Origin of the sequence: Burkholderia sp. MSMB1459WGS, assembly GCF_001534535.1 — a bacterium.
GTDB lineage: Bacteria > Pseudomonadota > Gammaproteobacteria > Burkholderiales > Burkholderiaceae > Burkholderia.
The window spans coordinates 46639-73550 of sequence record NZ_LPMU01000069.1 but is presented as its reverse complement, the minus strand read 5'-3'; the positions used below and the strand labels follow the sequence as shown (position 1 = coordinate 73550).

29 protein-coding genes and 1 pseudogene are annotated in these 26912 nt (G+C 67.5%); 20 read left to right on the top strand and 10 right to left on the bottom strand.

Annotation, left to right across the window (positions count from 1 at the left end):
- Positions 1 to 14 precede the first annotated feature (14 nt).
- From WT97_RS26970 to WT97_RS26940, 7 genes are all read left to right on the top strand, one after another.
- The gene (locus WT97_RS26970) at positions 15 to 806 is read left to right on the top strand and encodes an ABC transporter ATP-binding protein (RefSeq protein ID WP_060354725.1); all 792 of its coding nucleotides are present in this window, start codon (positions 15 to 17) and stop codon (positions 804 to 806) included.
- Between the two features lie 7 nt (positions 807 to 813).
- Positions 814 to 2307 (top strand): histidine ammonia-lyase, encoded by a 1494-nt coding sequence (gene hutH, locus WT97_RS26965; RefSeq protein WP_060354724.1) that lies wholly within the window; start codon positions 814 to 816, stop codon positions 2305 to 2307.
- 50 nt (positions 2308 to 2357) lie between these two features.
- Positions 2358 to 3113, top strand: a complete 756-nt coding sequence (hutC, locus tag WT97_RS26960) for a histidine utilization repressor (RefSeq protein ID WP_059498740.1) — start codon at positions 2358 to 2360, stop codon at positions 3111 to 3113.
- 394 nt (positions 3114 to 3507) lie between these two features.
- Positions 3508 to 4857, top strand: a complete 1350-nt coding sequence (locus WT97_RS26955) for a reverse transcriptase family protein (RefSeq protein WP_060354723.1) — start codon at positions 3508 to 3510, stop codon at positions 4855 to 4857.
- A gap of 324 nt (positions 4858 to 5181) precedes the next feature.
- Positions 5182 to 5511: an H-NS family nucleoid-associated regulatory protein gene (locus tag WT97_RS26950; protein ID WP_034208901.1), complete on the top strand. Its 330-nt coding sequence runs from the start codon at positions 5182 to 5184 to the stop codon at positions 5509 to 5511.
- Between the two features lie 286 nt (positions 5512 to 5797).
- Positions 5798 to 7045 (top strand): MFS transporter, encoded by a 1248-nt coding sequence (locus WT97_RS26945; protein ID WP_060354722.1) that lies wholly within the window; start codon positions 5798 to 5800, stop codon positions 7043 to 7045.
- A complete protein-coding gene (locus tag WT97_RS26940) occupies positions 7042 to 7647 on the top strand; it encodes a hypothetical protein (protein WP_060354721.1) in 606 nt (201 codons plus the stop codon). The genes WT97_RS26945 and WT97_RS26940 overlap by 4 nt, the downstream gene beginning before the upstream one ends.
- A gap of 184 nt (positions 7648 to 7831) precedes the next feature.
- Here the strand turns inward: WT97_RS26940 and WT97_RS26935 are convergent, their stop codons facing one another.
- Positions 7832 to 8812, bottom strand: coding sequence for a helix-turn-helix domain-containing GNAT family N-acetyltransferase (locus WT97_RS26935; RefSeq protein ID WP_060354766.1), 981 nt, complete (start codon positions 8810 to 8812; stop codon positions 7832 to 7834).
- Positions 8813 to 9090: 278 nt separating this feature from the next.
- Here WT97_RS26935 and WT97_RS26930 point away from each other — a divergent pair, with 278 nt between their 5' ends.
- Complete coding sequence (locus WT97_RS26930) at positions 9091 to 9468, top strand: hypothetical protein (protein WP_059498735.1); 378 nt, start codon at positions 9091 to 9093, stop codon at positions 9466 to 9468.
- Positions 9469 to 9827: 359 nt separating this feature from the next.
- On the opposite strand, the gene WT97_RS26925 is transcribed toward WT97_RS26930, so the two are convergent.
- Genes WT97_RS26925 through WT97_RS26910 form a run of 4 tightly spaced genes read right to left on the bottom strand, consistent with a single transcriptional unit; the run spans position 9828 to position 13288 of the window.
- Positions 9828 to 11003: an ABC transporter ATP-binding protein gene (locus WT97_RS26925; protein ID WP_060354720.1), complete on the bottom strand. Its 1176-nt coding sequence runs from the start codon at positions 11001 to 11003 to the stop codon at positions 9828 to 9830.
- Positions 11000 to 11653, bottom strand: a complete 654-nt coding sequence (locus WT97_RS26920; RefSeq protein WP_034208907.1) for an ABC transporter permease — start codon at positions 11651 to 11653, stop codon at positions 11000 to 11002. Before WT97_RS26920 ends, WT97_RS26925 begins: the two co-directional genes overlap by 4 nt.
- A gap of 10 nt (positions 11654 to 11663) precedes the next feature.
- On the bottom strand, positions 11664 to 12575 hold the full coding sequence (locus WT97_RS26915) for a glycine betaine ABC transporter substrate-binding protein (RefSeq protein ID WP_060354719.1): 912 nt from the start codon (positions 12573 to 12575) through the stop codon (positions 11664 to 11666).
- Positions 12572 to 13288, bottom strand: a complete 717-nt coding sequence (locus tag WT97_RS26910) for an ABC transporter permease (RefSeq protein WP_060037050.1) — start codon at positions 13286 to 13288, stop codon at positions 12572 to 12574. Before WT97_RS26910 ends, WT97_RS26915 begins: the two co-directional genes overlap by 4 nt.
- Between WT97_RS26910 and WT97_RS26905 the strand changes: the two genes are divergently transcribed.
- Complete coding sequence (locus WT97_RS26905; protein WP_257127588.1) at positions 13275 to 13469, top strand: hypothetical protein; 195 nt, start codon at positions 13275 to 13277, stop codon at positions 13467 to 13469. The genes WT97_RS26910 and WT97_RS26905 overlap by 14 nt on opposite strands.
- A gap of 520 nt (positions 13470 to 13989) precedes the next feature.
- A complete protein-coding gene (locus tag WT97_RS26900; RefSeq protein WP_060354718.1) occupies positions 13990 to 15177 on the top strand; it encodes a beta-propeller fold lactonase family protein in 1188 nt (395 codons plus the stop codon).
- Between the two features lie 175 nt (positions 15178 to 15352).
- Here the strand turns inward: WT97_RS26900 and WT97_RS35015 are convergent, their stop codons facing one another.
- Complete coding sequence (locus WT97_RS35015; protein WP_006767081.1) at positions 15353 to 15487, bottom strand: hypothetical protein; 135 nt, start codon at positions 15485 to 15487, stop codon at positions 15353 to 15355.
- Between the two features lie 400 nt (positions 15488 to 15887).
- On the opposite strand from WT97_RS35015, the gene WT97_RS26895 reads away from it, so the two are divergent.
- The 5 genes and pseudogenes from WT97_RS26895 to WT97_RS35235 form a co-directional block, all read left to right on the top strand.
- On the top strand, positions 15888 to 16334 hold the full coding sequence (locus tag WT97_RS26895; RefSeq protein ID WP_060354717.1) for a hypothetical protein: 447 nt from the start codon (positions 15888 to 15890) through the stop codon (positions 16332 to 16334).
- An 82-nt stretch (positions 16335 to 16416) separates the two neighbouring features.
- Complete coding sequence (locus WT97_RS26890) at positions 16417 to 17229, top strand: alpha/beta fold hydrolase (protein ID WP_060354716.1); 813 nt, start codon at positions 16417 to 16419, stop codon at positions 17227 to 17229.
- A 312-nt stretch (positions 17230 to 17541) separates the two neighbouring features.
- Positions 17542 to 18711: a class C beta-lactamase gene (gene ampC, locus WT97_RS26885; RefSeq protein ID WP_060354715.1), complete on the top strand. Its 1170-nt coding sequence runs from the start codon at positions 17542 to 17544 to the stop codon at positions 18709 to 18711.
- Between the two features lie 32 nt (positions 18712 to 18743).
- Positions 18744 to 18893: a hypothetical protein gene (locus WT97_RS34785; protein WP_257128563.1), complete on the top strand. Its 150-nt coding sequence runs from the start codon at positions 18744 to 18746 to the stop codon at positions 18891 to 18893.
- 44 nt (positions 18894 to 18937) lie between these two features.
- Positions 18938 to 19066, top strand: a pseudogene (locus WT97_RS35235) (LysR family transcriptional regulator); the annotation flags it as partial.
- On the opposite strand, the gene shc reads toward WT97_RS35235, so the two are convergent.
- Positions 19060 to 21096 carry a squalene--hopene cyclase gene (gene shc / locus WT97_RS26880; protein ID WP_060354714.1) on the bottom strand — a complete coding sequence of 679 codons (2037 nt, stop codon included), beginning with the start codon at positions 21094 to 21096 and terminating at the stop codon, positions 19060 to 19062. The pseudogene WT97_RS35235 and the gene shc sit on opposite strands and share 7 nt — an antisense overlap.
- A 52-nt stretch (positions 21097 to 21148) precedes the next feature.
- On the opposite strand from shc, the gene WT97_RS26875 reads away from it, so the two are divergent.
- Both WT97_RS26875 and WT97_RS26870 read left to right on the top strand, forming a co-directional pair.
- A complete protein-coding gene (locus tag WT97_RS26875) occupies positions 21149 to 21835 on the top strand; it encodes a TetR/AcrR family transcriptional regulator (RefSeq protein WP_060354713.1) in 687 nt (228 codons plus the stop codon).
- Entirely contained in the window at positions 21835 to 22077 is a 243-nt protein-coding gene (locus WT97_RS26870; protein ID WP_060354712.1) for a tautomerase family protein, read from the top strand. The genes WT97_RS26875 and WT97_RS26870 overlap by 1 nt, the downstream gene beginning before the upstream one ends.
- Positions 22078 to 22159: 82 nt before the next feature.
- On the opposite strand, the gene WT97_RS26865 is transcribed toward WT97_RS26870, so the two are convergent.
- Both WT97_RS26865 and WT97_RS26860 read right to left on the bottom strand, forming a co-directional pair.
- Positions 22160 to 23215 (bottom strand): aldo/keto reductase, encoded by a 1056-nt coding sequence (locus WT97_RS26865; RefSeq protein ID WP_060354711.1) that lies wholly within the window; start codon positions 23213 to 23215, stop codon positions 22160 to 22162.
- A 74-nt stretch (positions 23216 to 23289) separates the two neighbouring features.
- Complete coding sequence (locus WT97_RS26860; RefSeq protein ID WP_060354710.1) at positions 23290 to 23880, bottom strand: flavodoxin family protein; 591 nt, start codon at positions 23878 to 23880, stop codon at positions 23290 to 23292.
- Between the two features lie 116 nt (positions 23881 to 23996).
- On the opposite strand from WT97_RS26860, the gene WT97_RS26855 reads away from it, so the two are divergent.
- The gene (locus WT97_RS26855) at positions 23997 to 24902 is read left to right on the top strand and encodes a LysR family transcriptional regulator (protein WP_060354709.1); all 906 of its coding nucleotides are present in this window, start codon (positions 23997 to 23999) and stop codon (positions 24900 to 24902) included.
- Positions 24903 to 24998: 96 nt separating this feature from the next.
- Here WT97_RS26855 and WT97_RS26850 read toward each other — a convergent pair whose 3' ends face one another.
- Positions 24999 to 25892 carry a LysR substrate-binding domain-containing protein gene (locus WT97_RS26850; RefSeq protein ID WP_060354708.1) on the bottom strand — a complete coding sequence of 298 codons (894 nt, stop codon included), beginning with the start codon at positions 25890 to 25892 and terminating at the stop codon, positions 24999 to 25001.
- A gap of 170 nt (positions 25893 to 26062) precedes the next feature.
- On the opposite strand from WT97_RS26850, the gene WT97_RS26845 reads away from it, so the two are divergent.
- Complete coding sequence (locus tag WT97_RS26845; protein ID WP_059498720.1) at positions 26063 to 26593, top strand: hypothetical protein; 531 nt, start codon at positions 26063 to 26065, stop codon at positions 26591 to 26593.
- Complete coding sequence (locus WT97_RS26840; RefSeq protein ID WP_034208937.1) at positions 26586 to 26912, top strand: hypothetical protein; 327 nt, start codon at positions 26586 to 26588, stop codon at positions 26910 to 26912. The genes WT97_RS26845 and WT97_RS26840 overlap by 8 nt, the downstream gene beginning before the upstream one ends.

Below are 26912 nucleotides of genomic sequence, written 5' to 3'. Positions count from 1 at the left end.
TCAGAGAGAATCCGATGAACACCCCTGCTCCCGTTGCGCTGTCGGTCAGAAACATCCACAAGTCGTTCGGCGATCATCATGTGTTGAAGGGCATTTCGCTCGACGCGCACGAGGGTGACGTCATCTCGATCCTCGGCGCGAGCGGCTCGGGCAAGAGCACGTTCCTGCGCTGCCTGAACCTGCTCGAGACGCCCGACGACGGCTCCATCGCGCTCGCGGGCGAAGCGCTGGCGATGAAGCGCGCGCGCGACGGCAAGCTGCATCCGAGCGACCGGCGCCAGGTCGACCGGATCCGCTCGCAGCTCGGGATGGTGTTTCAGAACTTCAACCTGTGGTCCCACATGACGGTGCTCGACAACCTCGTCGAGGGGCCGCTGCGCGTGCAGAAGCGCAGTCGCGCGGAGGCGGTGGAGGAAGCCGAGGCGCTGCTCGCACGCGTCGGTCTCGCGGACAAGCGCGGCCACTATCCCGCGCACCTGTCGGGCGGCCAGCAGCAACGGGTCGCCATTGCCCGCGCGCTGGCGATGCATCCGAAGGTGATGCTGTTCGACGAACCGACGTCGGCGCTCGACCCCGAGCTGGTCGGCGAGGTGCTGCGCGTGATGCGCTCGCTGGCGGAGGAGGGGCGCACGATGCTGGTCGTCACGCATGAAATGGGTTTTGCGCGCCACGTGTCGAACCGCGTGATGTTCCTGCATCAGGGCGAGGTCGATACGGACGGGACGCCCGACGAAGTGTTCGGCGGGCAGACCTCCGAGCGCTTCCGGCAATTCGTGTCGAGCCACCACGACCGCACCGCGAACTGAGGCTGCCATGACCGTATTCCGTGCGGCGCAGCCGCTCGACTGGCGACAGGTTGCGGCCGTGGCGGCCGGCGAGCCGCTGGCGTTGGCCGACGATGCGCGCGCGCGCGTCGCCGCCGCTCGCGAACTCGTCGACGAGATCGTCGCGCGCGGGATTCGCGCATACGGCGTCAATACCGGCGTCGGCGCGCTATGCGACGTGATCGTGTCGCCGGCACAGCAGAGCATGCTGTCGCACAACATCCTGATGAGTCACGCGGTGGGCGTCGGCATGCCGCTCGGCGCAGCCGAAACGCGCGCGATCATCGCGGCCGCGATCAACAACTATGCGCACGGGCATTCGGGCGTCCGCGCCGACGTCGTCGAACAGCTCGTCGCGCTGCTCGAGCACGATTGCCTCCCCGAAGTGCCGGCGCACGGCTCGGTCGGGTATCTGACCCACATGGCGCACGTCGCACTCGTGTGCGTCGGGCACGGCCATGCGCGCCATCGCGGCGAACGCGTGCGCGGGGACGAGGCGCTGCGGCGCATCGGCCGCGAACCGCTGGTCCTCGGCGCGAAGGAAGGGTTGAGCCTGGTCAACGGGACGCCGTGCGTCACGGGGCTGGCGGCGTTGGCGCTGGCCCGCGCCGAGCGGTTGCTCGACTGGGCCGACTGGATCGCGGCGATGAGCTTCGAGAACCTGGGCGGGCAACTCGCTGCATTCGATCCGGCTTCGCTCGCGTTGCGAATTTCGCCCGGTATCGGGCAGGTCGGCGCGCGTTTGCGTGCACTGCTGGCGGACAGCGGCATGCTTGCCGCGGCGAGCGGCCGGCATACGCAGGATCCGCTCAGCCTGCGCACGATTCCGCACGTGCACGGCGCGGCGCGCGACGTGTTCGACGTCACGGCGGAGGTCGTCGATCGCGAACTCGCGTCCGTCACCGACAATCCGATCGTTGCCGGCACGCGCGAGGCGCCGGCCGTGCATTCGCAGGCGCATGCGGTCGGCGCGGGCATCGCGCTCGCGATGGACAGCCTCGCGGCGGCGATGGCCCAGGTCGCGGCGATCGCCGAACGGCGTCTCGACCGGCTCGTGAATCCGCTCGTCAGCGGGCTGCCGGCATTTCTTGCCGCGCCGGGAGGCAGTTGTTCGGGTTTCATGATCGCGCAGTACACGGCGGTCGCGCTGGTTGCGCAGAATCAGCGGCTTGCCGCGCCGGCGAGCCTCGACGGCGGCATCACGTCGGGGCTGCAGGAAGATCACCTGTGCCATGCGACGCCGGCCGCGCTGAAGGCGCTCGACATCATCGAGAATACGACGCGCGTGCTCGCGATCGAGCTGCTGGCCGCCGCGCAGGCGTACGACCTGCAGCTGGACGAAACGGGGCGGGCCGCACCGACCGACGCGCTGTGGCGGCACGTGCGCGCACGCGTGCCGGCGTATCACGACGACCGGCCGCTCGCGGACGACATCGCGATCGCGGCCGGCATCGTCGCCGGTGTGCCGCCGCCGTTGCAGTGACGACGGTCGAGGACGGGCCGATCACCCACCATTCATTCGGTCGAGGGCGCATGAGCGAAACGGAACGCAGACTTTCCGCACGGCAGGCGTTGACGTCGGCCGACACCGTACCGGCGCGGGCGTTGCCGGCCTATCAGCAGATCAAGCGCTACGTCGTCGAGCGGATCGCGAAGGGCGACTGGAAGCCCGGCGCCGCGATCCCGACCGAGGCCGAACTGGTCAAGGAATTCGGCGTGGCCCGGATGACGGTGTCGCGCGCGCTGCGCGAACTGACGGCCGAGCGCGTGCTGACGCGCATCCAGGGGGCCGGCACGTTCGTCGAGCGCCGGCATTACGAATCGACGGTGCTGGAGATCCGCAACATCGCGGACGAGATCGCCGAGCGGGGCCATCGGCACAGTGCGCGCGTCCTGCTGATCGAGCGCAGCGTCGATCCGGACGCGATCGATGCGCTCGGCCTGCGCGCCGGGCCCGTGTTTCATTCTCGTATCGTGCATTACGAAGAGGGCGAACCGATCCAGTTCGAGGATCGCTACGTCAATCCGGCCTTGTTTCCCGCGTATCTGGAGCAGGACTTCACGATCGAGACGCCGAATCATTACATGGTGCGCCTGGCGCCGATCCAGCGTGCGGAGTTCCGGATCTACGCGGAGAAGCCCAATGCGCAGGTGCGTCGGCATCTCGTGATGGAAATCGGTGAACCGTGCTTGCTGCTGCGACGCCGTACGTGGGTCGGCGAGCAGGTCGCCACGTCGGTCAGGCTGTGGCATCCGGCGTCGCGGTTTCATCTGGCGGGCACGATGTAGGGAAACAGGGCGGGCTTGGGCGGAGCGGACCGTATGCCGCTTCAGCGGGCGATGGCCGATGCAGCCGCATGGGTCGTGATGGAGCCCTGCCGTATCTGCATCGAAAGGCGATACACTGCGCGGGTTGCCGGCGCGCATAAGCGCGACGCCGCCGCGCATCGCGCATCGTCCGGCTCGATTTGACACCTGGCGGCGCCGGCCGTTAAAGTCGCCGACGCGGGGCGGTGGGTCAAGCACATGCCCGGAACAGGCAGCCGATGTTCCAGGACTACGGGGCTACCCCGTGGATCAGATCGATACTCCGATGCGTCGCAAGGGGATCCGTTGCGCGTCGCGCAACGCGGCCCCTCGCAGTACCGGCCACGTTGACTCATCGTCCCGCCCATCTCCATCCATGCATTCATTCCTGCGCGACACCACCCGCACGATTGCCGAGGCGATGCTCGCCGGTCCGCCCGAACGCGACGGCGTCGTCGCCCGGCTGGCCGCCGTGCTCGGCGAAGCGCCGTCGTGGGCGCACGAATGCGCGAACCTCGCGCTCGTCCGCTTCGGCACGCAGTGGGCCGATACCGACACCGACGTGCTCGCGGCGGTCCTGGCCGAGGCGCCCGCGTTCGTGCGCGCATGGTATGGCGACCGTCGGCCGGTGGTGATCCGCATCGTGCGGCGGCCGCTGGTGCAGCGACCGTTGCCGGCACCGCTCGCCGGCTGCGACGTGCCGCAATGGTCCACGCCCGGCGATCTCGCCGGCTGGCTCGGGGTGAGCACGCCGGAACTCGACTGGCTGTCCGATCACTGGCGCGTCGACGCGCGCGGCAGCGCCTCGCCGCTGCATCACTACACGTACGTCGCGGTCGACAAGCGCAGCGGCGGATGCCGCCTCGTCGAAATCCCGAAGGGGCGGCTGCGCGAAGCGCAACGCCGCATCCTGCACGGGCTGCTCGATCGCATTGCGCCGCACGGCGCGGTACACGGTTTTCGCAAGGGGCACGGGATCGTGTCGTTCGCGGCGCCGCATGCGGATCGCGATGTCGTCGTGCGCTTCGATCTCGCGGATTTCTTCGTGTCGGTGCGCGCCGCGCGCGTCCATGCTCTGTTCGCGACGCTCGGGTATCCGGCCGAAGTCGCGCGTACGCTCACCGGGCTGTGCACCAATCGCGTGCCGTCGGCGCGGCTGCTCGCGCCGGACTTGCGCGACCGGTTCGACTGGATCGGCCGCCAGCGCTATCGCGAACGGCATCTGCCGCAGGGTGCGCCGACGTCGCCGGCGCTCGCGAACCTGTGCGCATTCCGGTTCGACATGCGGCTTGCCGCGCTCGCGCGTTCGCTCGATGCGACCTACACGCGCTATGCGGACGACCTCGCGTTTTCCGGCGGCGGCGCGCTCGCGCGCGACATCGGGCGGTTGCAAGTCCGGGTCGCCGCGATCGCACTCGAGGAAGGCTTCGCGCTGCAATTGCGCAAGACCCGTGTGATGCGGCGCGGCACGCGGCAGCAACTGGCCGGCGTGGTCGTCAATCGTCATCCGAACCTGCCGCGCGACACGTTCGATCGCCTGAAGGCCATCCTGACCAACTGCATCCGGCGCGGCCCGGCGTCGCAGAATCGCGACGCGCATACGGATTTTCGTGCGCATCTGGCCGGGCGCGTCGCGCATGCGACGGCGCTGAATGCGGCGCGCGGCGCGAAGCTGCGCGCGCTGTTCGACCGGATCGCATGGGAGGCCGGCGGCGCGGACCGCTGAACCGTCGGGCCCGCGTCGATTCCGGTCGGCAACTTCTGCAACGCTACGCCGCGCGCTGCTATCATTCGCGCCATGCCGCGCCCGTGCCATGGAGCGGCGAATCATTTGCCGCCACCGCTCGCCCGTGCATGCGTCGTGGCGTGCCGCCCGCTGCCGGCCTGGTCCTGTCTGTCGGTGACGCACGACGTCGTTTCGTGCGCATCGCGCAAATCATGTCGGCTCAGGTGGACGATTCACCTATTTGACAGCCCCGATCGGTGAAACTTCGTGGTAGGTTCGGCCATCGGAGCTTTTTGCAAAAACATGCCCAAAGAGGATGAATACATGACCCAGGCCCTGCAGGAACTCGAAGCACAACTTCGGGACCTGAACATCAAGCTGTCAGAGGCAAAGCAGAAGGAGAAGCAAGCTGCGCTCGCGGCTTTCAAGGAACAGGTCGAGCTGTTGGGAATTTCGCAGCAGGAAGTGCTGAGCGCGCTCGGCTACATCGTTCAGCGCAAGCGCAAGGCGCCTGCCAAGTACTACGATCCGTCTACCGGCCGCTCATGGTCGGGGCGCGGCCCGCGGCCGAAATGGCTCGATGGCAAGGATCTCGAAGCGCTCGCCGTCGACCGCGGGGCCAAGACCTGGTGGCCGGGGGACGATCAGGGCTGAAGCCCGCCACGCCGCAAGGCCATCCGGCGTCGTCCGGTTCGCATACGCGGGCCGGACGGCAATCCCCCGCCGGCCGGCCGTCTTTCATCCGGTGTCCGGCCTGATCGCGACATCGCCGGCCTCGCCGCCGCACCGGATCCACGTTTTTCCTTTCCCTTTTCTCTTTTTCCACGCGTTTTCCGCCGTTTTCCCGCCAGCCGTCCGGCCAGCGCGGGCAGGACGCGTCGCCTCCGTCGTTCGCGGGCACAGGCCTTAGAATGTCGCCGGACATTCGTGGCAGGACACCATGGCAGCAAACATGAAATCTTCGGCGCTCGGCGGCCCGTCGGCCCCGCGCGTGGAGCCGGTCGGCGCGTACGCGTGGAAAGCGCTGGCCGGGTCGGCGATCGGCTATGCGATGGACGGCTTCGACCTGCTGATCCTCGGCTTCATGCTGCCGGCGATCGCGGCGGCGCTGCACCTGACGCCCGGGCAGGCCGGCGCGCTGGTCACGTGGACGCTGATCGGCGCGGTCGCGGGCGGCATCGTGTTCGGCGCGCTGAGCGACCGCTACGGGCGCGTGCGCGTGCTGACCTGGACGATCCTGCTGTTCGCGGTCTTCACCGGCCTGTGCGCATTCGCGCAAGGCTTCGAGGATCTGCTCGTCTATCGCACCATCGCGGGCATCGGCCTCGGCGGCGAGTTCGGGATCGGCATGGCGCTCGCGGCCGAAGCGTGGCCGGCCGGCAAGCGCGCCCGCGTGTCGTGCTACGTCGCGCTCGGCTGGCAGGCCGGCGTGTTGCTGGCCGCGCTGCTGACGCCGTTTCTGCTGCTCCACATCGGCTGGCGCGGCATGTTCGCGGTCGGCGTGCTGCCCGCGCTGCTCGCCTGGGTGATGCGCAACAAGCTGCACGAGCCGGAAGCGTTCGTGCAGCGCGCGACGCAGCCGAAGCCCAACGCGTTTCGCATGCTCGTCGCCGACGGCCGCACCGCGCGCACGAGCCTCGGCATCGTGATCCTGTGTTCGGTCCAGAATTTCGGCTACTACGGAATCGTGATCTGGCTGCCGACCTTCCTGTCGAAGCAGATGGGTTTCTCGCTGACGAAATCGGGGCTGTGGACGGCGGCGACCGTCGTCGGGATGATGGTCGGCGTCTGGGTGTTCGGCCAACTGGCCGACCGCATCGGCCGCAAGCCGACGTTCCTGCTGTATCAGCTCGGCTCGGTCGTGACGGTCGTCGCGTATGCGCGGCTGTCGGACCCGACGGCGATGCTGTGGGCCGGCGCGCTGATGGGCATGTTCGTCAACGGGATGGTGGGCGGCTACGGGACGCTGATGTCGGAAGGCTATCCGACGGCCGCACGCGCGACCGCGCAGAACGTGCTGTGGAACATCGGCCGCGCGGTCGGCGGCTTCGGTCCGGTCGCGGTCGGCGCGCTCGCCGCGCACTACTCGTTCCAGACGGCCATCGCGCTCCTCGCCGGCCTCTACGTGCTCGACATGGTCGCGACGCTGTTCCTGATCCCCGAGCTCAAGGGCGTCGAGCTCGAATGAGCGCGGTGCGAGCACGCGCCGCCACGATTTCACCGGAAACCACGATGCAACGGAACAACAGGACGATCGGCGTGATGGGTTCGGGCAAGGAGCCGTGGCTCGCGTTTTCGGAGCCGCTCGGCATGTGGCTCGCGCAGGCCGGGTTCAACCTGCTGACGGGCGGCGGGCAGGGCGTGATGCTGGCGGTCGCGCGCGCGTTCGCCAGCGTGCCCGGCCGGGCCGGCCGATCGATCGGCATCCTGCCGACGCAGGCCGATCCGGTCGCGGGCTTCGTGCCGCTCGACGGCTATCCGCATCCGTTCGTCGACATTCCGGTCCTCACGCCGCTGCCGCGCCGCGAGCCGGGCGCGGCGCCAAACACGATCAACCGCAACTACGTGAACGTGCTGAGTAGCGACCTGATCGTCGCGCTGCCCGGCGGGCACGGTACGGCCGAGGAGATTGCGCTCGCGCAGCGCTGGCGCAAGCCGCTCGTCTGCTTCGGGCCGGACGGTGCGTTTCGCTCGCTTGCCGCGGACGCGGTGTGCACGTCGTCGCTCGACGACGTGATCCGGTTCGTCGGCGATACGTTTGCGGCGGAGCAGGCGCAAGCAGGCCGGTAGTTCACGGGATCGCCGCGATTGCTTTCGTCGGGACGCGCGTGTGCGGTGACCGGTCTGCCGGGCGGCCCCGTCGGGTAAATCGCTGCGCGGATGTTTCCGGTTTTTTTCCTGCAATTCGCGGGTCGAACCTGTCACGCGGTGCGGGAACGACGGCGACAGGCGACGCGACGGCTGGCCGCCGATCTCAACGGCCGGACGGCCCGGGCCGGCTGAAGCGCTGCTCGACCACCTCGGTCCCCCACTGCGTACCCGGGCACTCGCTCGTCAGCGCAAAGCCGAACGACTCGTACAGATGGCGCGCGGCATCGAGCCCCTTGAAAGTGCACAGATAGGTCTCGCGAAACCGGTGATCGTCGACGAAGCGCATCGCTAGCGTCATCAACTGGCGTCCAACGCCCGAGCCGCGCAACGCGTCGTTGACGATGAACCAGCGCAGGTGCGCGACGCCCGTCGCCGGGTCCCCGTCGATCGCGAGCGACGCGAGCGTGCGGCCGTCTTCCTGGCACAGCCACAGCGCCTTGCCGTCGGCCGGCAGCGCGCCCGCGAACGCGGCCAGCTCGGTCGCCACGCGTTGTTCGAAGAAGGTGCCGAAACCCCAGTGTTCCGCGTAGAAGCGTGCATGCAGGCTGGCGATGTCGCCGATGCAGCCCGGCTGGTAGCCCTCGCGAATCGACGGCGCGTCGACGGGCGCGACGGGCGCCCTGGCCGCGTTGTCCTGGGCGAGTGCATCGGCATACAGCGCGAGCGAACGCAGCAGCGCCTGCTGGTCGGCCGGCATCATGCGGCGTAGCGCATTCGACACCTGGTCGGTCGCGAACGTGTCGATTCGTTTCCGAAGCTTTTTGCCTTCGGCGGTCAGGTACAGCTCGATCGCGCGCGCATCCTCGCTCGACACGCGCCGCTCCACGATCCCGGCCGCTTCGAGTCGCGCGAGTTGCCGGCTCGTGTTCGATTTGTCGAGCCGCAGGATGGCGCCGAGATCCTTCGCGTTGATGCCGGGTGCCATCCCGATCTCGAGGATCGCGTGCACGGCCGACGGCGCCCAGTCGCTGTCGGCCAGCGTCGCCCGCATGAAGCCGAGCTCGCGCACCAGTTTGCGCGAGAAGTCGCGCAGCTCGAGGATGGTCGCGTCGCGCGGCTTGGCCGGCGCGTCGATGAGGTCCATGAACGGCCCCTGAAAGTTGCGCATCGCAATCAATAATAGTTGCGGGCCGCAACCTTGGCAAGGCGGATTTTGAGAGGGCGCCGTTTTTTCGGGGTGGGGCTTCCGTGCGGTCGACGGTCGCGCGGGCGAGGTGCGGGCGACGAACCGGGACGAGGGCGACTGGTATCCAAGCGGATGGCCGGGCGTGGAGAAGCGGCCGCATACTGGGCGGAGCGGGCCACCCGCAAGCAGGGCGTCGACCGATCGTCGATCGACGACCGCGGACCACGGAGATCACCATGAACAAGCTGTTACCGATGACGATCGCGTTGCTTGCCGGGGGCGGTATCGGGCCGGCGCCGCTCCACGCGGCCGACACCATGGACGCGCCGCCGTGCAGCGCCGCGCATTCGGCGGCTCGGGGTGACGGGAGCACCGCGATGCCGGGCGCGTCGGTTCGCAGCTTCTCGACCGCCGGCTGTTCGGGCGCAGTGTTGCAGGGCGACCGAGCCACTGCGACCGTCGACGGCGACAGGATCGAGTTGCGCGACGGCGTCGTCTACGTGAACGGCCGGTCCTACGGCGCGCTCGCGCCGGGGCAGACGGTCGAATACGAGGCCGCGCGCGAGCGGCGCACGTTGAAGGTCGACGGAAAGATCCGTGCGCCGCTGCGCTGACGTTTGCCGGTTCGGCACGCCGGCATGGGGTTTCCCGATCGGCGTGCCGGCGCCTTCAACTTGCTAATGTGCGCCTGTTCGATCCGCGTCAGCCGGCCGTCGCTGAGCCGCACTTTGCGCTCGACCCACGCCGCGTCGACGCACGGCAGCACGGCTTGAGCAGTTCGCGCAGTTCGCGCGGCGTCGGGCCGTACGACAGCCGATCGCTCGTGTCGATTCAATTCAATTCGTGATTCGTTTCGGGCTACCGATTTTTAGATGCGGTCCAAACGAAAACGATCGTCGTTTTCTGCAACGGGCGGCATCGATTCGGTTCGTTTCCCGAGGCCGGTGCGACGAAGCGCCGGCCCGGGCGCGACTCAGGGCGTGGCGACCGCGGCCGCCGCATCGGCCGGACTGCCCGGCGGCTGGTCGGTTTGCCGGCGCGACCGGCCAGAGCTCAGGTATGCGGCGATCGAATCCTGCGTGATCTCGCCGAGCCATGCCCCGTCGGCGTCGAGCACCGGCATCCACGACACACTGTACTGGTACATCTTCGACAGCACGATGCGCAGGTTGTCGTCCGCTGCGACGCCGGCCGGGAACGGCGTCACGCGTTCGCCGCACACGCCGCCGTCGGTGCGTGCCGCGCGGCGCGTCACGTAGCCGAGCGCCCGGCCCGCATCGTCGAGCACGGTCAGGTAGCGGCAGTCGGTTTCGTCCATCACCGCCAGCGCGTGCGCGAGCGGCGTATCGACGCGCGCCGTTTCGGGCTGCGTCGCGGCGTCGCCAGCCTTCACGAGCAGCAGGCGTTTGAGCGTGCTGTCCTGACCGACGAACTGCGCGACGAACTCGTCGCGCGGGCGGGCGAGCAGCGTGTCGGGGTGATCGTACTGAACGAGCTGGCCGCGCCGGAACACGGCGATGCGATCGCCCAGCTTGATCGCTTCGTCGATGTCGTGGCTCACCATGATCACGGTCTTGTTCAGTTGCCGCTGCATCTGGAAGAACTCGTTCTGGATCGATTCGCGATTGATCGGATCGACCGCGCCGAACGGCTCGTCCATCAGCAGCACGGGCGGATCGGCGGCCAGCGCGCGAATCACGCCGATGCGCTGCTGCTGCCCGCCCGACAACTCGCGCGGATAGCGTTTCAGGTACAGCTTCGGATCGAGCGCGACCATCGACATCAGGTCGCGCGCGCGTTCGGCGCAGCGCTTCTTGTCCCAGCCGAGCAGGCGCGGCACGACGGTGATGTTCTCCTCGATCGTCATGTTCGGGAACAGCCCGATCTGCTGGATCACGTAGCCGATGTGGCGCCGCAGGTCGACTTCGTCCAGTTGCGCCGTATCCTCGCCGTTGATGAGCACGCGGCCCGACGTCGCGGGGATCAACCGGTTGATCATCTTGAGCGTGGTGGTCTTGCCGCAGCCCGACGGGCCGAGGAACACGCAGATTTCCCCTTCGGGCACCGACAGGCTCACGGAGTCGACCGCGCGCACGGCCTGGCCGTCCTTGCGTGTGAAGGTCTTGGTCAGTTCGTCGAGTTCGATCATGTCTTCTGCACTCCCTTCGGTGTCAATGCACGTTGCAGCATCTGCAGCAGCCGGTCGGCGACGATCGCGAGCAGGCTCACGAGCACCGCGCCCACCAGTAGTTTCATCATGCTGCTCTGCCCGATCGCACGCAGGATCAGCGTGCCGAGGCCGCCCGCGCCGATCACGGCGGCGATCGTCATCACGCCGATGTTCATCACGACGGCGGTGCGCACGCCCGCGAGAATCACGGGCACCGCCAGCGGCAAGTCGACGAGACGCAGGCGTTGCCACGACGTCATGCCGATGCCGGTGCCGGCTTCCTTGATTCCCGCATCCACGTTGTGCAATGCGAGGTAGGTGTTGCGCATGATCGGCAGCAGCGAGTAGAGGAACACGGCGGTGATCGCGGGCGCGGCGCCGATGCCCTGGCCGAAGCGCGAGAAGAACGGGATCATCAGGCCGAACAGCGCGATGGACGGCAGCGTGAGCACGAGCGTGGCGAGGCCGAGCAGCGGCCCGGCCAGCCAGTCGTGACGATTGATCAGGATACCGAGCGGTACGCCGGCGACGATCGCGCAACCCACGGCGATCGCGACGAGCCATACGTGCTGCAGCGTGAGCTGCAGCAGCTCGGGCCAGCTCGAAGCGAGATAGTCGAATACGCTCATCGGTCCTCCTTCAAGGTAGCGGGTGGGCGCGCAGGAACGCATCGGCGACGTCGCGCGGCGATCGGCCGTCGAGGTCGACCGCCTTGGCCATCGCCTGCATCGCGTCGTTGTCGAGCACGGCCGACAGTGCGTTGAGTTGCGTCGCGAGCTTCGGATTGCGCTCCAGCGTGGCCTTGCGGACCACGGGCGTCGCGTTGTACGGCGGGAAGAAGTGCCTGTCGTCCTCGAGCGGCACGATGCCGAAGCCCCTCACGCGTCCGTCGGTCGTGTAGACGAGGCCGATCTGCAACTGGTCGTTGTGCAGGGCCGTATAGACGAGCCCCGGATCCATCTGTTTCAGTTGGGCGCGGCTGAACTGCATGCCGTAGGCGGCGAGCAGCGGCTTCAGGCCGTCGGGACGGTTCGCGAATTCCGCGTCCATGCCGAATACGTAATGCTTCGCGGCCGGATCGGTCTTCAGGTGCTCGGCGAGCTGCGACACCGTCCGGATGCCGGTAGCCTGCGCGAGCCGGCTCGGCAGGCCGATCGCGTAGGTGTCGTTGAGCGGCGAAGCATCGAGCCACACGAGCCCGCGCGGCACGTCGAGCGCCTTGACGCGCCGGTACATTTCGTCGGGCGACAGCTTGTCCTGGATCTTGTTGTAGACGAGCGCCGCAGTGCCCGTGTAATCCCACATCAGGTCGAACTGGCCGTTCTCCAGCGCGCTGCGTGCGAGCGTACTGCCGAGGCCGGCGCGGACTTCGACGTCATAGCCGCGCGAGCGCAGGTATTGCGACGTGAGTTCCGCCAGCACGTATTGCTCGGTGAAGTTCTTCGCGCCCAGCACGAGCTTCGCGGCGAATGCCGGAGTGCCGGCTGCGACGCACAGCGCGCCGGCGATGCCTAGCCGCGCGATCGATCGAAGGATGCGTCGAAGCGTCATGCGGCGCCTCCGTGGCGTGCGAGCCAGTGACGGCTGCCGGCTGCGACGACGCCGTCCAGCACCAGTGCGAGGATCGCGGTGAGCGACGCGCCGAGCAGCAGCAGCGGCTGGTTGTCGAGGTAGATGCCGGGGAAGATCAGCGAGCCGAGACTGTCCGCGCCGATCAGATACGCGAGCGGTGCCGTCCCGACATTGATCGCGAGCGCGGTGCGCACGCCGCCGACGATGATCGGCAGCGCGTGGGGCAGTTCCACGCGGACCAGCGACTGCCAGCCGGTCATGCCGATGCCCTTGGCGGCTTCGCGCAGCGCGGCCGGCACGTTCTTCATGCCTTCGTACGCATTGCGCGTGACGGGCAGGAGCGACGCGAGGAACAGCGCGACGATCGCGGGCACGTCGCCGATGCCGAAGATGCCGAGCGCGATGGCCAGCACGGCGAGCGACGGGATCGTGTTGCCGATGTTGAAGACCTGCATGAAGCGTTCGGCCTGATGCCGGAATCGCGGCCGGCTCAGCAGCACGCCGGCCGGCACGCCGACGGCGATGGCCAGTGTCATCGAATAGACGACCAGCAGCATGTGCTGGCCCGCGTAGTAGGCGAGATCGTCCGAGCGCTGATGGAACGTTTCGGCGCCGATGCCGCGCGCCAATGCCCATCCCGCTGCGACGATTGCCACCAGGCTGCCCACCAGTTGGACAGTGCGTCGAGTCATGAAGATACGCCTCCTCAATCCGGTGCGGCGCGCGCACGCGCACGCCGCGATGACGCCGAATGGCGTCGCGATGGAAGTTCGTGATCCCGGCATGGCCGCGATTGAACTGACGGAAACAGTGCTGCCGGCTGCACCGAGATGCGGCTGGCGGTCGGGTGAACGCGACGACGCGTTCGTCTGATTGTCAGGTTCAGCCCGGCGGCGCCGTAACGGCGAGGCGCGTTCGAGCAGGGCGCCGCCTTGCGAAGGCGGCATGGATGCGGGCGGCTCGATGCCGACCGCTGGGGCCGGTGGCCCCTTTGACGTGGCGAAACGGATGCATGCGCACCGAAGTGCGAAATGACATCACGTTGCGCACGAGATCATGCGTTTTGTGATGAAGTTGAGGCGAGTATAGAGCAATCAAATAATTGCGTCTACCGTGGGGAACGATCGCGGCGATGCGTCGCCGGTCGTGCGATGGGGAAGCGCGACGTGCATGGAAATTGATTCGAAGGCCGAATCAATTGGTAAAGCCGTCGTCGTGGTGCGCGCGTGTCGCTCATGTTGGTCGGCAATCGCACGATCGACGAGCTGACGGAACCAGGGGCGCAAGACGCCGGGCGCGCGCGCTTTCGGGCATCATGCGATGGCGCCGGCCCGTCGGGCAGCAGGGTCGGGCAATCCATTGCGTCCGCAACCGATCCGGAGAACCGACCGCCATGCATTCGAATCCCTTCCGCCTGCGCAGCGCGCGCCTGCTCGCCGCGCTGGCCCTCGCCACGACGGCCGTTGCCGTACACGCCGCCGACTGGATCGTGTCCGGCAACGACGGCAAGTACCAGCGCGTCGAGGGTCGCGACACCTATCTGCCGTCTCCGCCCGCGGATACGCTGACGCTGCTCGACGCGAGCACCTTCCCGCCGAAGGTCGCGCTGCAGGTCGACGTCGAGAACGGGATCCAGGGGCCGCCGCAGGCCGTCGCGATCACGCCCGACGCGAAGCTCGCGCTCGTCGGTGCGCCGACGCGCTATGACACGGCCGCGAAGCAGCTCGTGCTCGACACGTTCCTGCAGGTCGTGAGTCTCGACACCGTGCCGCCCGCGATTACGCGCGTCGAGCTCGGCACGCATCCGCAAGGGATCGCGATCGACCGCTCGGGCCGGCTCGCGCTCGTCGCCAACGTCGACGGCAGCGTATCGATCCTGCGCATCGACGGCACGCACGTGACGCTCGATGGCACCCTGAAAATCGGCAAGAAGCGGCTGGCCGGGATCAGCTTCACGCACGACGGCAAGCATGCGCTCGTGTCGCTGCGTGACGAGCAGGGCATCGCAGTGCTGAACGTCGACGACGGCAAGGTAACCGACAGCGGCACGCGCTTGAGCACGGGCGTTGCGCCGTACACGATCGACGTGTCGAGCGACAACCGCTGGGCCGTCGTCAGCAACGTCGGGCTCGCCGGGCTGCCGGGTTACGCCGGCACGCTCGCGGGCGACGCCGATTCGGTCGCGTTGATCGACGTATCGCGCGTGCCGTTCCGCACGGTCCAGTATTTGACGGTGCCGTCGCTGCCGGAAGGCGTCGCGATTTCGCCTAACGGCAAGTGGATCGCCGTGCAGGCGATGGACGGCTCGAACCTGACGGCCGACAACCCGGGCCGCCACAAGCTCGGCAAGGTACTGCTGTTCGAAATCCGCGACGGGCAGGCCGTGAAGGTGAGCGAGGCGCCGGGCGGCGAAGCCGCGCAGGGTATCGTGTTTACCGCCGACAGTCGGCACGTGATCGTGCAGTTCAACGTCGAACGGCAGCTTGCGCTGTATGCAGTCGAGGGCGGCAAGCTGCGCGATACGGGCAAGCGGATCGCGCTGACGGGCGGGCCGTCTTCGTTGAGGACGCTGCCGCGCTGACGGGCCATCGCAGGCGCTGTTCACTCACGGCTTGTCGATCGGCCACGAGATGGCGGAAAACATCGTCGCGCGGCTCGACGAAGCGTTGTCGATCGCGCAAGCCGGCGACGCGTGCACGAGAATGCCGGGGAATGAAGCGCCCGATACGGCCGCACCGGGCAGCACGGCCGCGCGGTCACGGACGCAGCAGATCGAACCCGCCGAATACCACGACACCGCTGAGCACGATCATCGCGACGGAGTGCTGGCCGAAGTAGAGAATCGCGGCGGCGAGCCACGTCGTGATGCAGAAGGCGCCGATGCGGGCCATCGTTTGTTCCTCGAATGCGTGATGAAGTGAATGCGTGCCGCGCGGCGTTTGCCGCTTGAGCGGTGAGCGAGGCGTGCACGCAGGCGACGGAAAAGGCGACCCGGGAAGCCGCGGTGGCGGCGCCGGCACATGTTGCATGCCGGCCGGGAGTCGAAGCCGGCGATATCACGCGGTCGGGTCTGGAATAGACATCCGACATGCGCGCTCCGCGCCGACGAAGCGCCGATTTTACCAGCGCCATCGTGCCGCCAATCTGGCCCTTTCGCGATCAATTGCGGTCATCGTCGAGCAATCCACGCGGCCCCGATATTCAAGTTTCGTGTGATGAATGCCGTAAACAATTGAAAGGCAATTTCCGCCCTGTCATTTCGTTTACCGACACGACACACGGACCGACACGATGCAGATCGATTTCTCCACGACTCCGCGATCCCCGCTCGGGGACAGCGGTGTGACCGCGAACCTGCCCGCCGCGACGGATGCCGCGAGCGCGACGGGGGCGACCGGTGCCACGGGTTCGACCGGCACCACCGGCACGAAGGATTCGACGGGCGCCGCCGGCGCCGCGCCCGGCACGGCGGGCGCATCGTCGCAAGACCCGGCAGTCGCCCAGTTGAAGGCGCTGATCGAGCGGCTGCAAAAGCAGCTCGCGACATTGGAGCGGCAGATGGCCACCGCGGCCCAGCGCGCAAAGGACGACCCGGCTGCGGCCATCGAACAGCAGTCGCTGAGTGCGGAAGCCAGCGCGATTTCAGCCGCGCTGGCGACGGCGATCTCGCAACTTGCCGCGGCGCTCGAAAAATCCGGCGGCTCGCCGTCGGGCGGGCTGGTGTCGACGCAGGCCTGAGCGGCGACGGCGACGGCGACGGCGGCGTCGGCCGCACGCATTACAATCGCAAGCGCGTCTCCTTCTCGAGGACGACTGAACGATGAATGCGGAATTCGACGACGACGAACTCCGTCGCTTCGACGCGCACGGCGGCACGCCGCTGCCGGCGGCCGATGCCGAAGGATGGATCGACCACGACGGCGCGCGTATCCGGCATGCGTCGTTCGGCCAGGGGCCGGCGGTCGTGCTGTTGCACGGCGGCCTCGGCCATGGCGGCAACTGGGGCAACCAGGTACCGGCGCTGCTCGCGGCCGGCTATCGCGCGATCGTGATCGACAGTCGCGGCCACGGCCGCAGCACGCGCGACGACCGACCCTATTCGTACGAACGCATGGCATCGGACGTGCTGGCCGTGCTCGACGCGCTGCAGGTCGACCGTGCGCGCTTCGTCGGCTGGAGCGACGGCGCATGCATCGCGCTCGTGCTGGCTGCCCGCGCACCGGAACGCGCGGCCGGCGTGTTCTTCTTCGCGTGCAACATGGATCCGGGCGGCACGAAGGACATGGTGCCGAGCCCGCTGATCGACCGTTGTTTCGCGCGACATCGCAAGGACTATGCGCAACTGTCCGCGACACCGGACCAGTTCGACGCGTTCGTGGCCGCCGTCAGCGAAATGATGCGCACGCAACCGAATTACAGCGCGCAGGATCTCGCGGCGATCGCCGTGCCGGTTGCGATCGTGCAGGGCGAGCACGACGAATTCATCCGGCCCGAGCATGCGGCGTACCTCGCACGAACGATCCCCGGCGCGACGCTGACGATCCTGCCCGGCGTGAGCCATTTCGCGCCGCTGCAGCGGCCCGCGCGGTTCAACGCGGCGATGCTGGCGTTTCTCGACCGGCTGCCGGGGTGACGCACGCACGGGCCGCCGACGAGCTTTTCGCCGATTGTCGATGCGGCGCCATGCGCCGCCGGATTCGATGCCGTCAAAACCGGCCGGTTTTCCTGAAAAAACAGGCATGCGGCGCCGACGGAGTCGCGGCCCCGTCCGGCATGTCACGTACCTCATAAGTTTTTCTTTCGGCTCGCGCAACATATCGTCGATTGTTGGCGGCCGGGCGGTAGCGGATAGTCCTGCTTCGACAGGCCGGCCGCCGTCCGCTCCGCGCGGCGCGGCCAGATCTGTTGTCCATGCAACCATCTGGAATCGAAAGGAACCGCACTCATGCGATTCAATGCGACACGCTTCGCCGCGACCCTGTTCGTCGCCGCATGCGCGACCGCCGCGGCCGGTCGTGCGGCCGCCGTCACGCAGGACGACCTCCACGACACCGTCACCCGCCATATCGCGCCGCTGATGAAGCAGTATGCGATCCCCGGCATGGCGGTCGGCATCGTCGCCGGCGGCAAGCCCTACGTGTTCGACTACGGCGTGATGTCGAAGCAAACCGGCAAGCCGGTGACCGGCGACACGCTGTTCGAAATCGGTTCGGTGAGCAAGACGCTGACCGCGACGCTCGCCGCCGACGCGCAGGAGGGCGGCGAATTGTCGCTCGCGGACCCCGTGGCCAAATATCTGCCCGAGGTGCAGGGCAAGCCGTTCGGCGTCGTGACGCTGCTCCAGCTCGGCACGCACACGCCCGGCGGGACGCCGCTGCAGGTACCGGACAGCATTCGCGACGACGCGGGCCTGATCCGCTATCTCGACGCGTGGCGGCCCGACTATGCGCCTGGTACGCAGCGCAAGTATTCGAACGTCGCGATCGGCATGCTCGGCTGGCTCACCGCAAAGGCGATGCACCAGGATTTCGCGACGCTGATGGAGCAGCGGCTCTTTCCCGCGCTCGGGATGACGCATACCTACATCGACGTGCCCGACGCGCGCATGGCCGACTATGCGCAGGGCTACACGAAGGACGGCAAGCCGACCCGGATGACGCAAGGCATGCTGTGGCAGCCGGCGTACGGCGTGCGGACCACGGCGGCCGACCTGCTGCGCTTCGTGCAGGCGAACATGGGGATGATCCAGACCGCGCCGCGCCTGCAGCGCGCGATCGAACGCACGCATACCGGCTACTTCCGCGCAGGCCCGCTGACGCAGGATTTGATCTGGGAACAGTATCCGTACCCGGTCGCGCTGCCCACGCTGCTCGCGGGCAATGCGCCGAAGATGCTGTTCGATGCGGTGCCGGCCAGCGCGATCCAGCCGCCGCTTGCGCCAAACCCTGCGACCTGGATCAACAAGACGGGTTCGACCGGCGGCTTCAGCACGTATGTCGCGTTCGTTCCCGCGAAGCGGATCGCGATCGTGATGCTCGCGAACGGCAGCGTGCCGATCGAGGACCGCGTGAAAGTTGCCTACCGGATCCTCGGATCGCTCGGCGACGGGCGGTAAGGTCGCCGTGCCCGCCGCGTCGGGAAATGAGCATGTACAGCGGATTCGGTTACGCGCTGCGCACCGACGGCGATGCCGCGGTGCTCGTGTCCGAGAGCTGGAGCCGCGTGGTCGGCGGCTCGGGCCAGCGGCACGAGATCACGGCCCATGGCTGCACGCTGGTCGAAGAGGGTTTCGTCTGATCCGGCCGATCGTCTCGCCGGGCGCAAGACCGCACCACGTCGAAGTCGCCGAGCCCGTCCCGCATGCGGCCGCGTGCGTCGCGCGGCGGGCCGACCTGCGCGACGAATCGTTCGTCTCGTTTCCGCCGGGTTTCGACGCGCGCAGCGCGATCGAGCGCGTGGTCGTTCAAGCGATAGCTGTGCCGTCCGCTTCGACGGCAGCCGGCGCCGCCGCGGCGGCGCCGGCCAGCCGCCGGTAGCGCGCGAGCGCCCACAGCGGGAAGTACGCGGTATAGCCGTGATACTTCAGGTAGAAGATGCGCGGAAAGCCCGGCGCATTGTGCGAACGGTGCCACCAGAAGCCGTCTTCCTGCTGCACCGACTGCAGATACGCGATGCCGCGTTTCACCGAATCGGATTCGCAGTCGCCGAACGCCATCTGCGCGAGCAGCGCCCACGCGGTGCAGTTCGACGTGCTCTCGCCGCCGTTCGTGCCGGCCAGCTTCGGGTCGATGTAGCTGTCGTTCGTCTCGCCCCAGCCGCCGTCCGCATGCTGCCGTGCGCGCAGCCAGTCGAGCGCGCGTGCGATATAGGGCTGCGACTTGTCCTCGCCTGCGAGCGCGAGGCCGGCCAGCACGCTCCACGTGCCGTACAGGTAGTTCGTGCCCCAGCGGCCCCACCAGCTGCCGTCGGGCTGCTGCGTGCGCTTCACGTAGTCGATGCAGCGCGCGAGCGACGCGCGGTCTTCCGCGCGCTTCGTCACGCCGAAGCACAGCAGCACGCGGCCCGATACGTCCTCGGTCGGCGGATCGAGCAGCGCGCCGTGATCGGCGAACGGGATCGCGTTCAGGTACATGCGGTCGCAGTCCGCATCGAACGCCGCGAAGCCGCCGTTGCGCGATTGCAGCCCGCGCATCCAGTCCAGTGCGCGCGTGACGCGCGATGCATACGGGTTCGTGCCGTCTGCGTGGCGGCGCGTACGGCCGCGCCGATCGAGCATCGCGGTGACGAGCGCGCTGTCGTCGATGTCCGGGTAATACGGGTTCGCGTACTGGAACGCCCATCCGCCCGGCTCGACGTCGGCCGGGACGTTCTCGACCCAGTCGCCGCGCAGGTCGTTCACTTGCCGTTCGGCCAGCCAGTCGTACGCGCGGGCGATGCGTGCATCGAGCTCGCGCAGCGCGCCGGCCGACTCGCCGGTTTCCGGCGCCGCGACACCGCGCGCCTGCTCGAGCGCCATCGTGCTCCACGCGGTATCCCACACCGGCGACAGGCACGGCTGGCAATACACGCTGCCGTCCGGCCGCGTGACCAGCAGCTTCTCCAGCGCGTTTTCGCAATCGCGCCGCAGTGGATGGTCGTCCGGGTAGCCGAGCACCTGCATCATCTGGTAGCTGTACACGATCGGCGGGAAAATGCCGCCGAGCCCGTCCTCGCCGTTCATCCGTTCCGCACACCACGCTTGCGCATGCCGGATCGCGCGCTGCCGCAGGCGCTTCGGTATCAGCGGTTCGATATGGCGGACCGTGCGGTCGAGTGCGAGGAACAGCCGACGCATGCCGCGCGCGGGCGGGAAGTACCGGCGCTCTTCGTCCGGCGGCGTGACGAACAGCTCGCGGATCGAGACGTTGCGCGGATTGCGCGCCCGCGCCTTCAGCGAGCACAGCACCAGCAGCGGCACCATCGTCGTGCGCGCCCAGTACGCGACCTTGTACATCGAGATCGGCACCCACTTCGGGAACAGCACGAATTCGACCGGCATGAACGGCGTCGCGCGCCACGGCACCTGACCGAACGTCGCGAGCAGGATGCGCGTGAACACGTTCGAGCGTGCCGCGCCGCCGAGCTTCAGGATCGCATCGCGCGCGCGGACCATGTGCGGCGCCTGTTCGCTGTCGCCGGCCGCCTTCAGCGCGAAATACGCCTTCACGCTGCACGACACGTCCGGCGCGCCGTCGACGTACAGGTCCCATGCGCCGTGCGTGTCGAGCCGCTGGTTCGCGCGCAGGTAGCGCGCCATCTTCTCCTGGCGCACGTCGTCGATCCGGTCCATGAAATGCATCATCAGGATGTATTCCGCGGTGATCGTCGCGTCGGATTCGAGTTCGAAACACCAACTGCCGTCGGGCTGCTGAAGGCGCACGAGTGCGTCGCGTCCACGGGCGATGGCAGTGTCGAGCGTGGACCAGGGAGAGGGGGCCGATTTGTTCATGCGGCGGATCATACCATCCAGACGGAATGTTTATATCGAGACGTGCGGTGCTACCATCCGCACCATGAAAAAACGCCTCGAACCCGCGCCGCGCGACGTGTCCGCGCCCGTCGAACCGGCTGAAACGCCCGCTGCACGGGCCTCTGAAGGATCAGCGGCGCCGCTGGCTACCGCCGCGACCGGCGTGCGGCGGAAAAAAGCGCCGGATCAGGTGCGCGCGCAATTGCTGGCGGCCGCGTCGGAGATCGCGACGCATCACGGCGTGGCCGCGTTGACGCTCGATGCGGTGGCCGAGCGTGCCGGTGTGACGAAAGGCGCGCTGCAATATCACTTCGCGAACAAGCAGGGGTTACTGGACGCGCTGTTCGGGCAGGCGACCGAGCGGTTCGGCGCGCAACTGGCCGCGCGGCTCGCGGCGGATTCCGACGGCGGCGGCGCGGCGGCGCGCGCGTATCTGCATGCGGTGCTCGATGCGGCCAATCCGGCCGCGAGTACCGACGTGCTGCGCGTGCTGGTCGCGTCGATGATCACAGAGACGGACACGCGCGCGCGATGGTCGGTGCCGATGCGCGAATGGACGCGGCCCGACCCGGTGCCGCTCGAGCAGGCCGCGACGCTGATGATTTGCCGGCTCGCGGCCGACGGGTTGTGGATTTCGGAGTTGCTCGACAGCGTCGACGTATCGGCCGACTTGCGCGCCGAGATCGTCAGGCAGCTCGATGCGATGAGCCGGGGCGTGTTTCCGAAGTGATGCGCGACGCAGGAGCGATCGTCGAATTCGGAGAAACCTGGCCCGGGAAAACCGAGGAGCAGAAGCAGCGTCTGGCGGACGCCATCACGCGCGATGTGATGGAGATAGTCGGTTATGGTGAGGAATCCCTATCAGTCGGCTTCGAGGAAATTCCGTCGGACAAGTGGAAGGAGAAAGTCTATCGTCCGGATATTGCGGCGCGTTCCGCAACGCTGTACAAGAAACCGGACTACCGGATGTAAGCGCGCATCGCAGGCATGGCCTGTTCGACACGGGCGGTTTCGGCACCGCCCGTGCCGAACCGCCGATGAAGTGCCGCCGGTCCTATTGCGCCGTGGTGCGTGTGAACGGCCCGGGAATCCTGCCCGCTTCCTGACGCGCGATCATCCAGCCGGGATAGCACGGCGGCAACGCGCTCACGGCATCGAGGCGCGCCAGTTCTTCGTCGGTCAGGACGACGTCGACCGCGCCGAGATTGTCGTCGAGCTGATCGATCCGCTTGGCGCCGATGATGACGCTGGTGACGGCCGGCCTGGCGAGCAACCACGCGAGCGCAATCCGCGCGACCGAGACGCCGTGCGCGCCGGCGATCGCGCGCATCTCCGCCACGCACGGCCAGGCCCGATCCGGATCGACCGGCGGAAAATCGAAATGACCGCGCCGCGAACCTGCTTCGGTCGACGCGCCGGGGCCGAACTTGCCCGTCAGCAATCCGCCGGCGAGCGGCGACCAGACGAGCAGCCCCATTTGCTCGTCGACGGCGAGCGGAACCAGCTCGCGCTCCACGTCGCGCCCGGCGATCGAGTAGTAGGCCTGGAGCGTCTCGAAGCGCGTGGCGTGAAGCGCGGCACTCAGGCCGAGCGCCTTGCCGATCTTGCCCGCCCGCCAGTTCGACACGCCGACGTAACGGACCAGCCCCTGTCGCGTCAGATCGTCGAGCGCGCGCAGCGTCTCCTCGATCGGCGTGACGGGGTCGCTCGCGTGAATCTGGTACAGGTCGATATGGTTGACCTGGAGCCGTTCCAGGCTTCGCTGCACCGAATCCATGATGTGACCGCGCGACGCGCCCTGGTCGTTGGGACCCGCACCCATCACACCGGCTGTCTTCGTCGCCAGCACGATCTCGTGGCGCGGGACGCCGAGGTCGCGCAGCGCCTGCCCGACCACGCGTTCGGACTGCCCGAACGAGTAAATATCGGCAGTGTCGATGAAGTTGATGCCGGCGTCGAGCGCACGGGCGATCAGACGGTTCGCATCGTCCTGGCCGACCGCGCCGATCGCCGCCCACATGCCGGCATCCGCGTTGCCGCCCATCGTCATCGTGCCGAGGCACAGCTCGGAGACGTACAGGCCGGTGCGGCCCAATTGCTTGTATTTCATTGTTGCGCCCTTCGGAATCGGCCGGACACAATACGAGGCGTGGGCCGGTGGCGCCCCGCACGAACGTCGGAATGTCAGTTGGCGCGTGATGTGCCGGCCCGCAACTGTCCGGCAATCGCCGCGACGCGTGCGCCATAGCGGCGGGCCGTTTCGAGGTCGCCCGGCGACATCTCTTCCGGCGACGCATCGGCCGGCGTTTGCGCCATCGGCGCGATGTAGGCGCCCATGCGGTTCAGGTCGTCGCGCGCCGACGCTTTCAGATTGGCCGGCTTGATGTCCATGCTGACCCAGATGCCGCCATGCTGTGCGGCCAGCAGGAAGAAGTATTCGAGCGTATTGAGCTTGTCGCCGTTGAGGCTTGCGCTATTGGTGAAGCCGCCGAAGACCTTGTTCTGCCATCCGCTTTCGAACCAGACCTTCGACGACGCATCCGCGAACTTCTTGAACTGCCAGCTCGGGCCGCCCATGTAGGTCGGCGAGCCGAACAGGATCGCGTCGGCGTCGGCCAATGTGTGCCACGCGTCGTCGGCGAGGTTGCCGTCGGCGTCGATCGCGACGAGCGCGGCGCCGGCGCCGTCCGCGACAGCGGCGGCCATCCGTTGCGTATGGCCGTAGCCGGAGTGGTAGACGACGACCGTTTTTGCCGGCGGGGAGAGTTGATCCATGATGGTTTCCTTTCGTTCGGGTTGTCGTTCAGACGACGTGGGAAGCCACTCTACCGAGCCGCAATCGGGTTATAAACGACGACAGATTGAACGTTCCGTTACTTTCCGGATGAACAATGCAGAACCTTGATGCGCTTTTGATTTTTGCCCGTGTCGCCGAAATGGCGAGCTTCACGCGTGCCGCCGAAAGCCTCGGCATTCAGAAGGGACGGGTATCCACGGTCATCCGTGCGCTCGAACGGGACATGGGTGTCGCACTCCTGCATCGGACCACGAGGCGCGTACAGCTCACCGAGGACGGCCGCGCGTTCTATGCGCGTGCGACCGACCTGCTCGCCGAAGTGCAGGAATTGCAGTCGATGTTCTCGGGGCGCGGCGCGTCGCTGCGCGGCAGGTTGCGCGTGGACATGCCCACGGAATTGGCGCGCAGCGTCGTGGTGCCGGCGCTGCCGCAACTGATGGCCGCGCATCCGGATCTGGAGCTGGAGCTGTCCAGCACCGACCGGCGTGTCGATCTCGTTCGGGAAGGGTTCGATTGCGTGATCCGGCTGGGCCCGATCGCCGACGAGACGCTGATTGCCCGGCCGCTCGGCAAGCTGCGCATGACGAATGCGGCGAGCCCTGCCTATCTCGCGCGGCATGGCGTGCCGCATACGCTCGCCGATCTGCACAGCCAGGGGCACAAGATGATCCACTACACGCTGACGCTCGGCGCGCGGCATCCCGGATGGGAATATCCGGATGGCGACGGCTATGCGTGGTTGCCGTTGCCCAGCGCGATGCAGGTCAACAGCGTGCAGACCTATCACGCGGCGGGGCTGGCGGGCATCGGGCTGATCCAGGCCGGCTATTCGGCGCTCGCGCATCACCTCGAAAGCGGCGCGCTCGTGGAGGTGTTGCCGGACTTGCGTCCCGAGCCGCTTGCCGCGTCGCTCGTCGTCGCGCATCGGCGCAATCTTTCGCCGCGCGTGCGGGCTTTCATGGACTGGATCGGGGGCGTATTGAAGCCGTACCTGGATTAGCGGGGTGGTGGAGCGGTTCGACGTGTCGGCGGATGCGGTTCCTTTGCCGCGCTCCCTTTGCGTTACGCAAACTTGCCGAAATCCACCGCAACGGCATCAACGCGCCGCGTCCCGCGCGTCGTCCAGCAACCACTCCGCAAACGCCCGCACCGGCGCCGCGCTCAATTCGATCGGCTCGGGAAGCACGAGGCAAAAGTTTTTCGTCACCGCCTTGCCGTCCGGCCAGGGCGCGACCAGCCGCCCTTGCTCGAGTTCCGTCCCGATGTAAAGGCGCGGCACCAGTGCGACACCCAGACCGGCCAGCGCGGCCTCGATCAGCATCGAATGAAGATCGTATCGCGGGCCGATCGCCGGATTAGTCAGCACGATGCCGGTTTCCTGCGCATAGGCCTGCCACGCATCCGGATTCTGTCGCCGATGAAGGCGCGGCAGCGCATCCAGCGACGGATTCGCGCCAACGCCTTCGATGAGCGCCGGACTGCACACGGGCACCAGCACCTCTTCCAGCAGCGGATGCAGATGCATGCCGGCCCACGCGGGATGGTCGAAATGAATGGCGGCGTCGAACCCGCTGCCGGCCAGCAGGAACGGTTCCATCCGTTCGGCGATGTGCACGGTGACGTTCGGATGGCGCGCCTGAAAGCGCTTCAGCCGCGGAATCAGCCAGCGGGTCGCGAAGGTCGGGATCGCGGCGATGTCGATGCTCGCGCCTTCGACGGGCTGCCCCATCAGATACAGGCTGTCCCGTTCCAGCCGATCCAGAATCTCGCGCACCTGCACTGCGTATCGCGTGCCGTTGGGCGCAAGCCGCACGCGGTTGCCGACGCGCTCGAACAGCGTCACGCCGAGGAACGCCTCCAGCCGGCCGATCTGGCGGCTGACGGCGCCTTCGGTGCGCGCCAGCTCGTCGGCGGCGCGGGCGAAGCTGCCGTGTCGGGCCGCCGCCTCGAAGGCCAGGAGCGCGGAATTGCTGGGGATCTTGCGTCGCATCGTGGGTTTCGCCGGTCGGGGTGCGTTCGACGGTCAGCTTGATCAAATGTCACTGAAGGCTGACTTTAAGTCGATATCTGTGTGAAAGACAGCAGATTAGCATTACGTCACTGCACTGAATATCCCGTATTCGAGGTGCAGGATGCTCACTCGTCACGAAGGACGATCCAATGATCTATACCGTCGAATGCAGCTTCGCCGACGCCGCCAGCGAAGCCGAATGGAACGATTTCTACAGCGACGACAAGCTGCCGGCCCTCATCTCGGTCGCCGGCTTTCACACGTCGCAGCGCTTCAGGGCGATAAGCGGCGGCTGCCCCGTTTATCTGGCCATTCACACGATCGACGGTCTCGACGTGCTGACCGGCGATGAATATCGACGGAAAGGCGGCGGCAATTTCGCGCGTTGGCAGCAGCACATCACCGACTGGCACCGCAATCTCTACGGCGATATCGATCATGCGCCGGCGGTCGACGCCGACGAACTGCTCGTGCTGAGCGACAGCGGCCCCGGCCCGCTGATCGAACTGGGCCTGAAGCCGCTGGCCATGGAGGCCGTTGCACTGGAGCGGTTTCCGGCGCGCCGCTGGCTCGCGGTACTCCCCCGGAGCGATGCCCCGCTCGTCGACGACGTACCGGCCGGCCTTGACCTGTACGCACCGATGACGATGCAACTGACGAAGAAGCGCGGCGATGCCTAACGTGACTTTCCATATCGATGCGGAACGCATGCCGCCCGACGCGCGCCTCGCCGAACTTTCCGGCGACTGCATCGAACTCTGTACGCGTGTCCTTCAGGCAGAAGTCAGGAACGTCCACGTCATTTACGTGGCGGTTCGGCACGGCTGCGGGCATCCCGTTTTCGCGGAAATCCGGTATCGCGTGGAATCGTTCCGTCCGCCCGCGGTCATGGACGCGTTCATGGAAGCGCTGGATCGCGCCGTCGTTCGCCGCACGGGGCTGACGGCGCGCATCCGCTGTTTCGGTCATGCCGTGCCGAACCTTCACGCGCGAAACTAG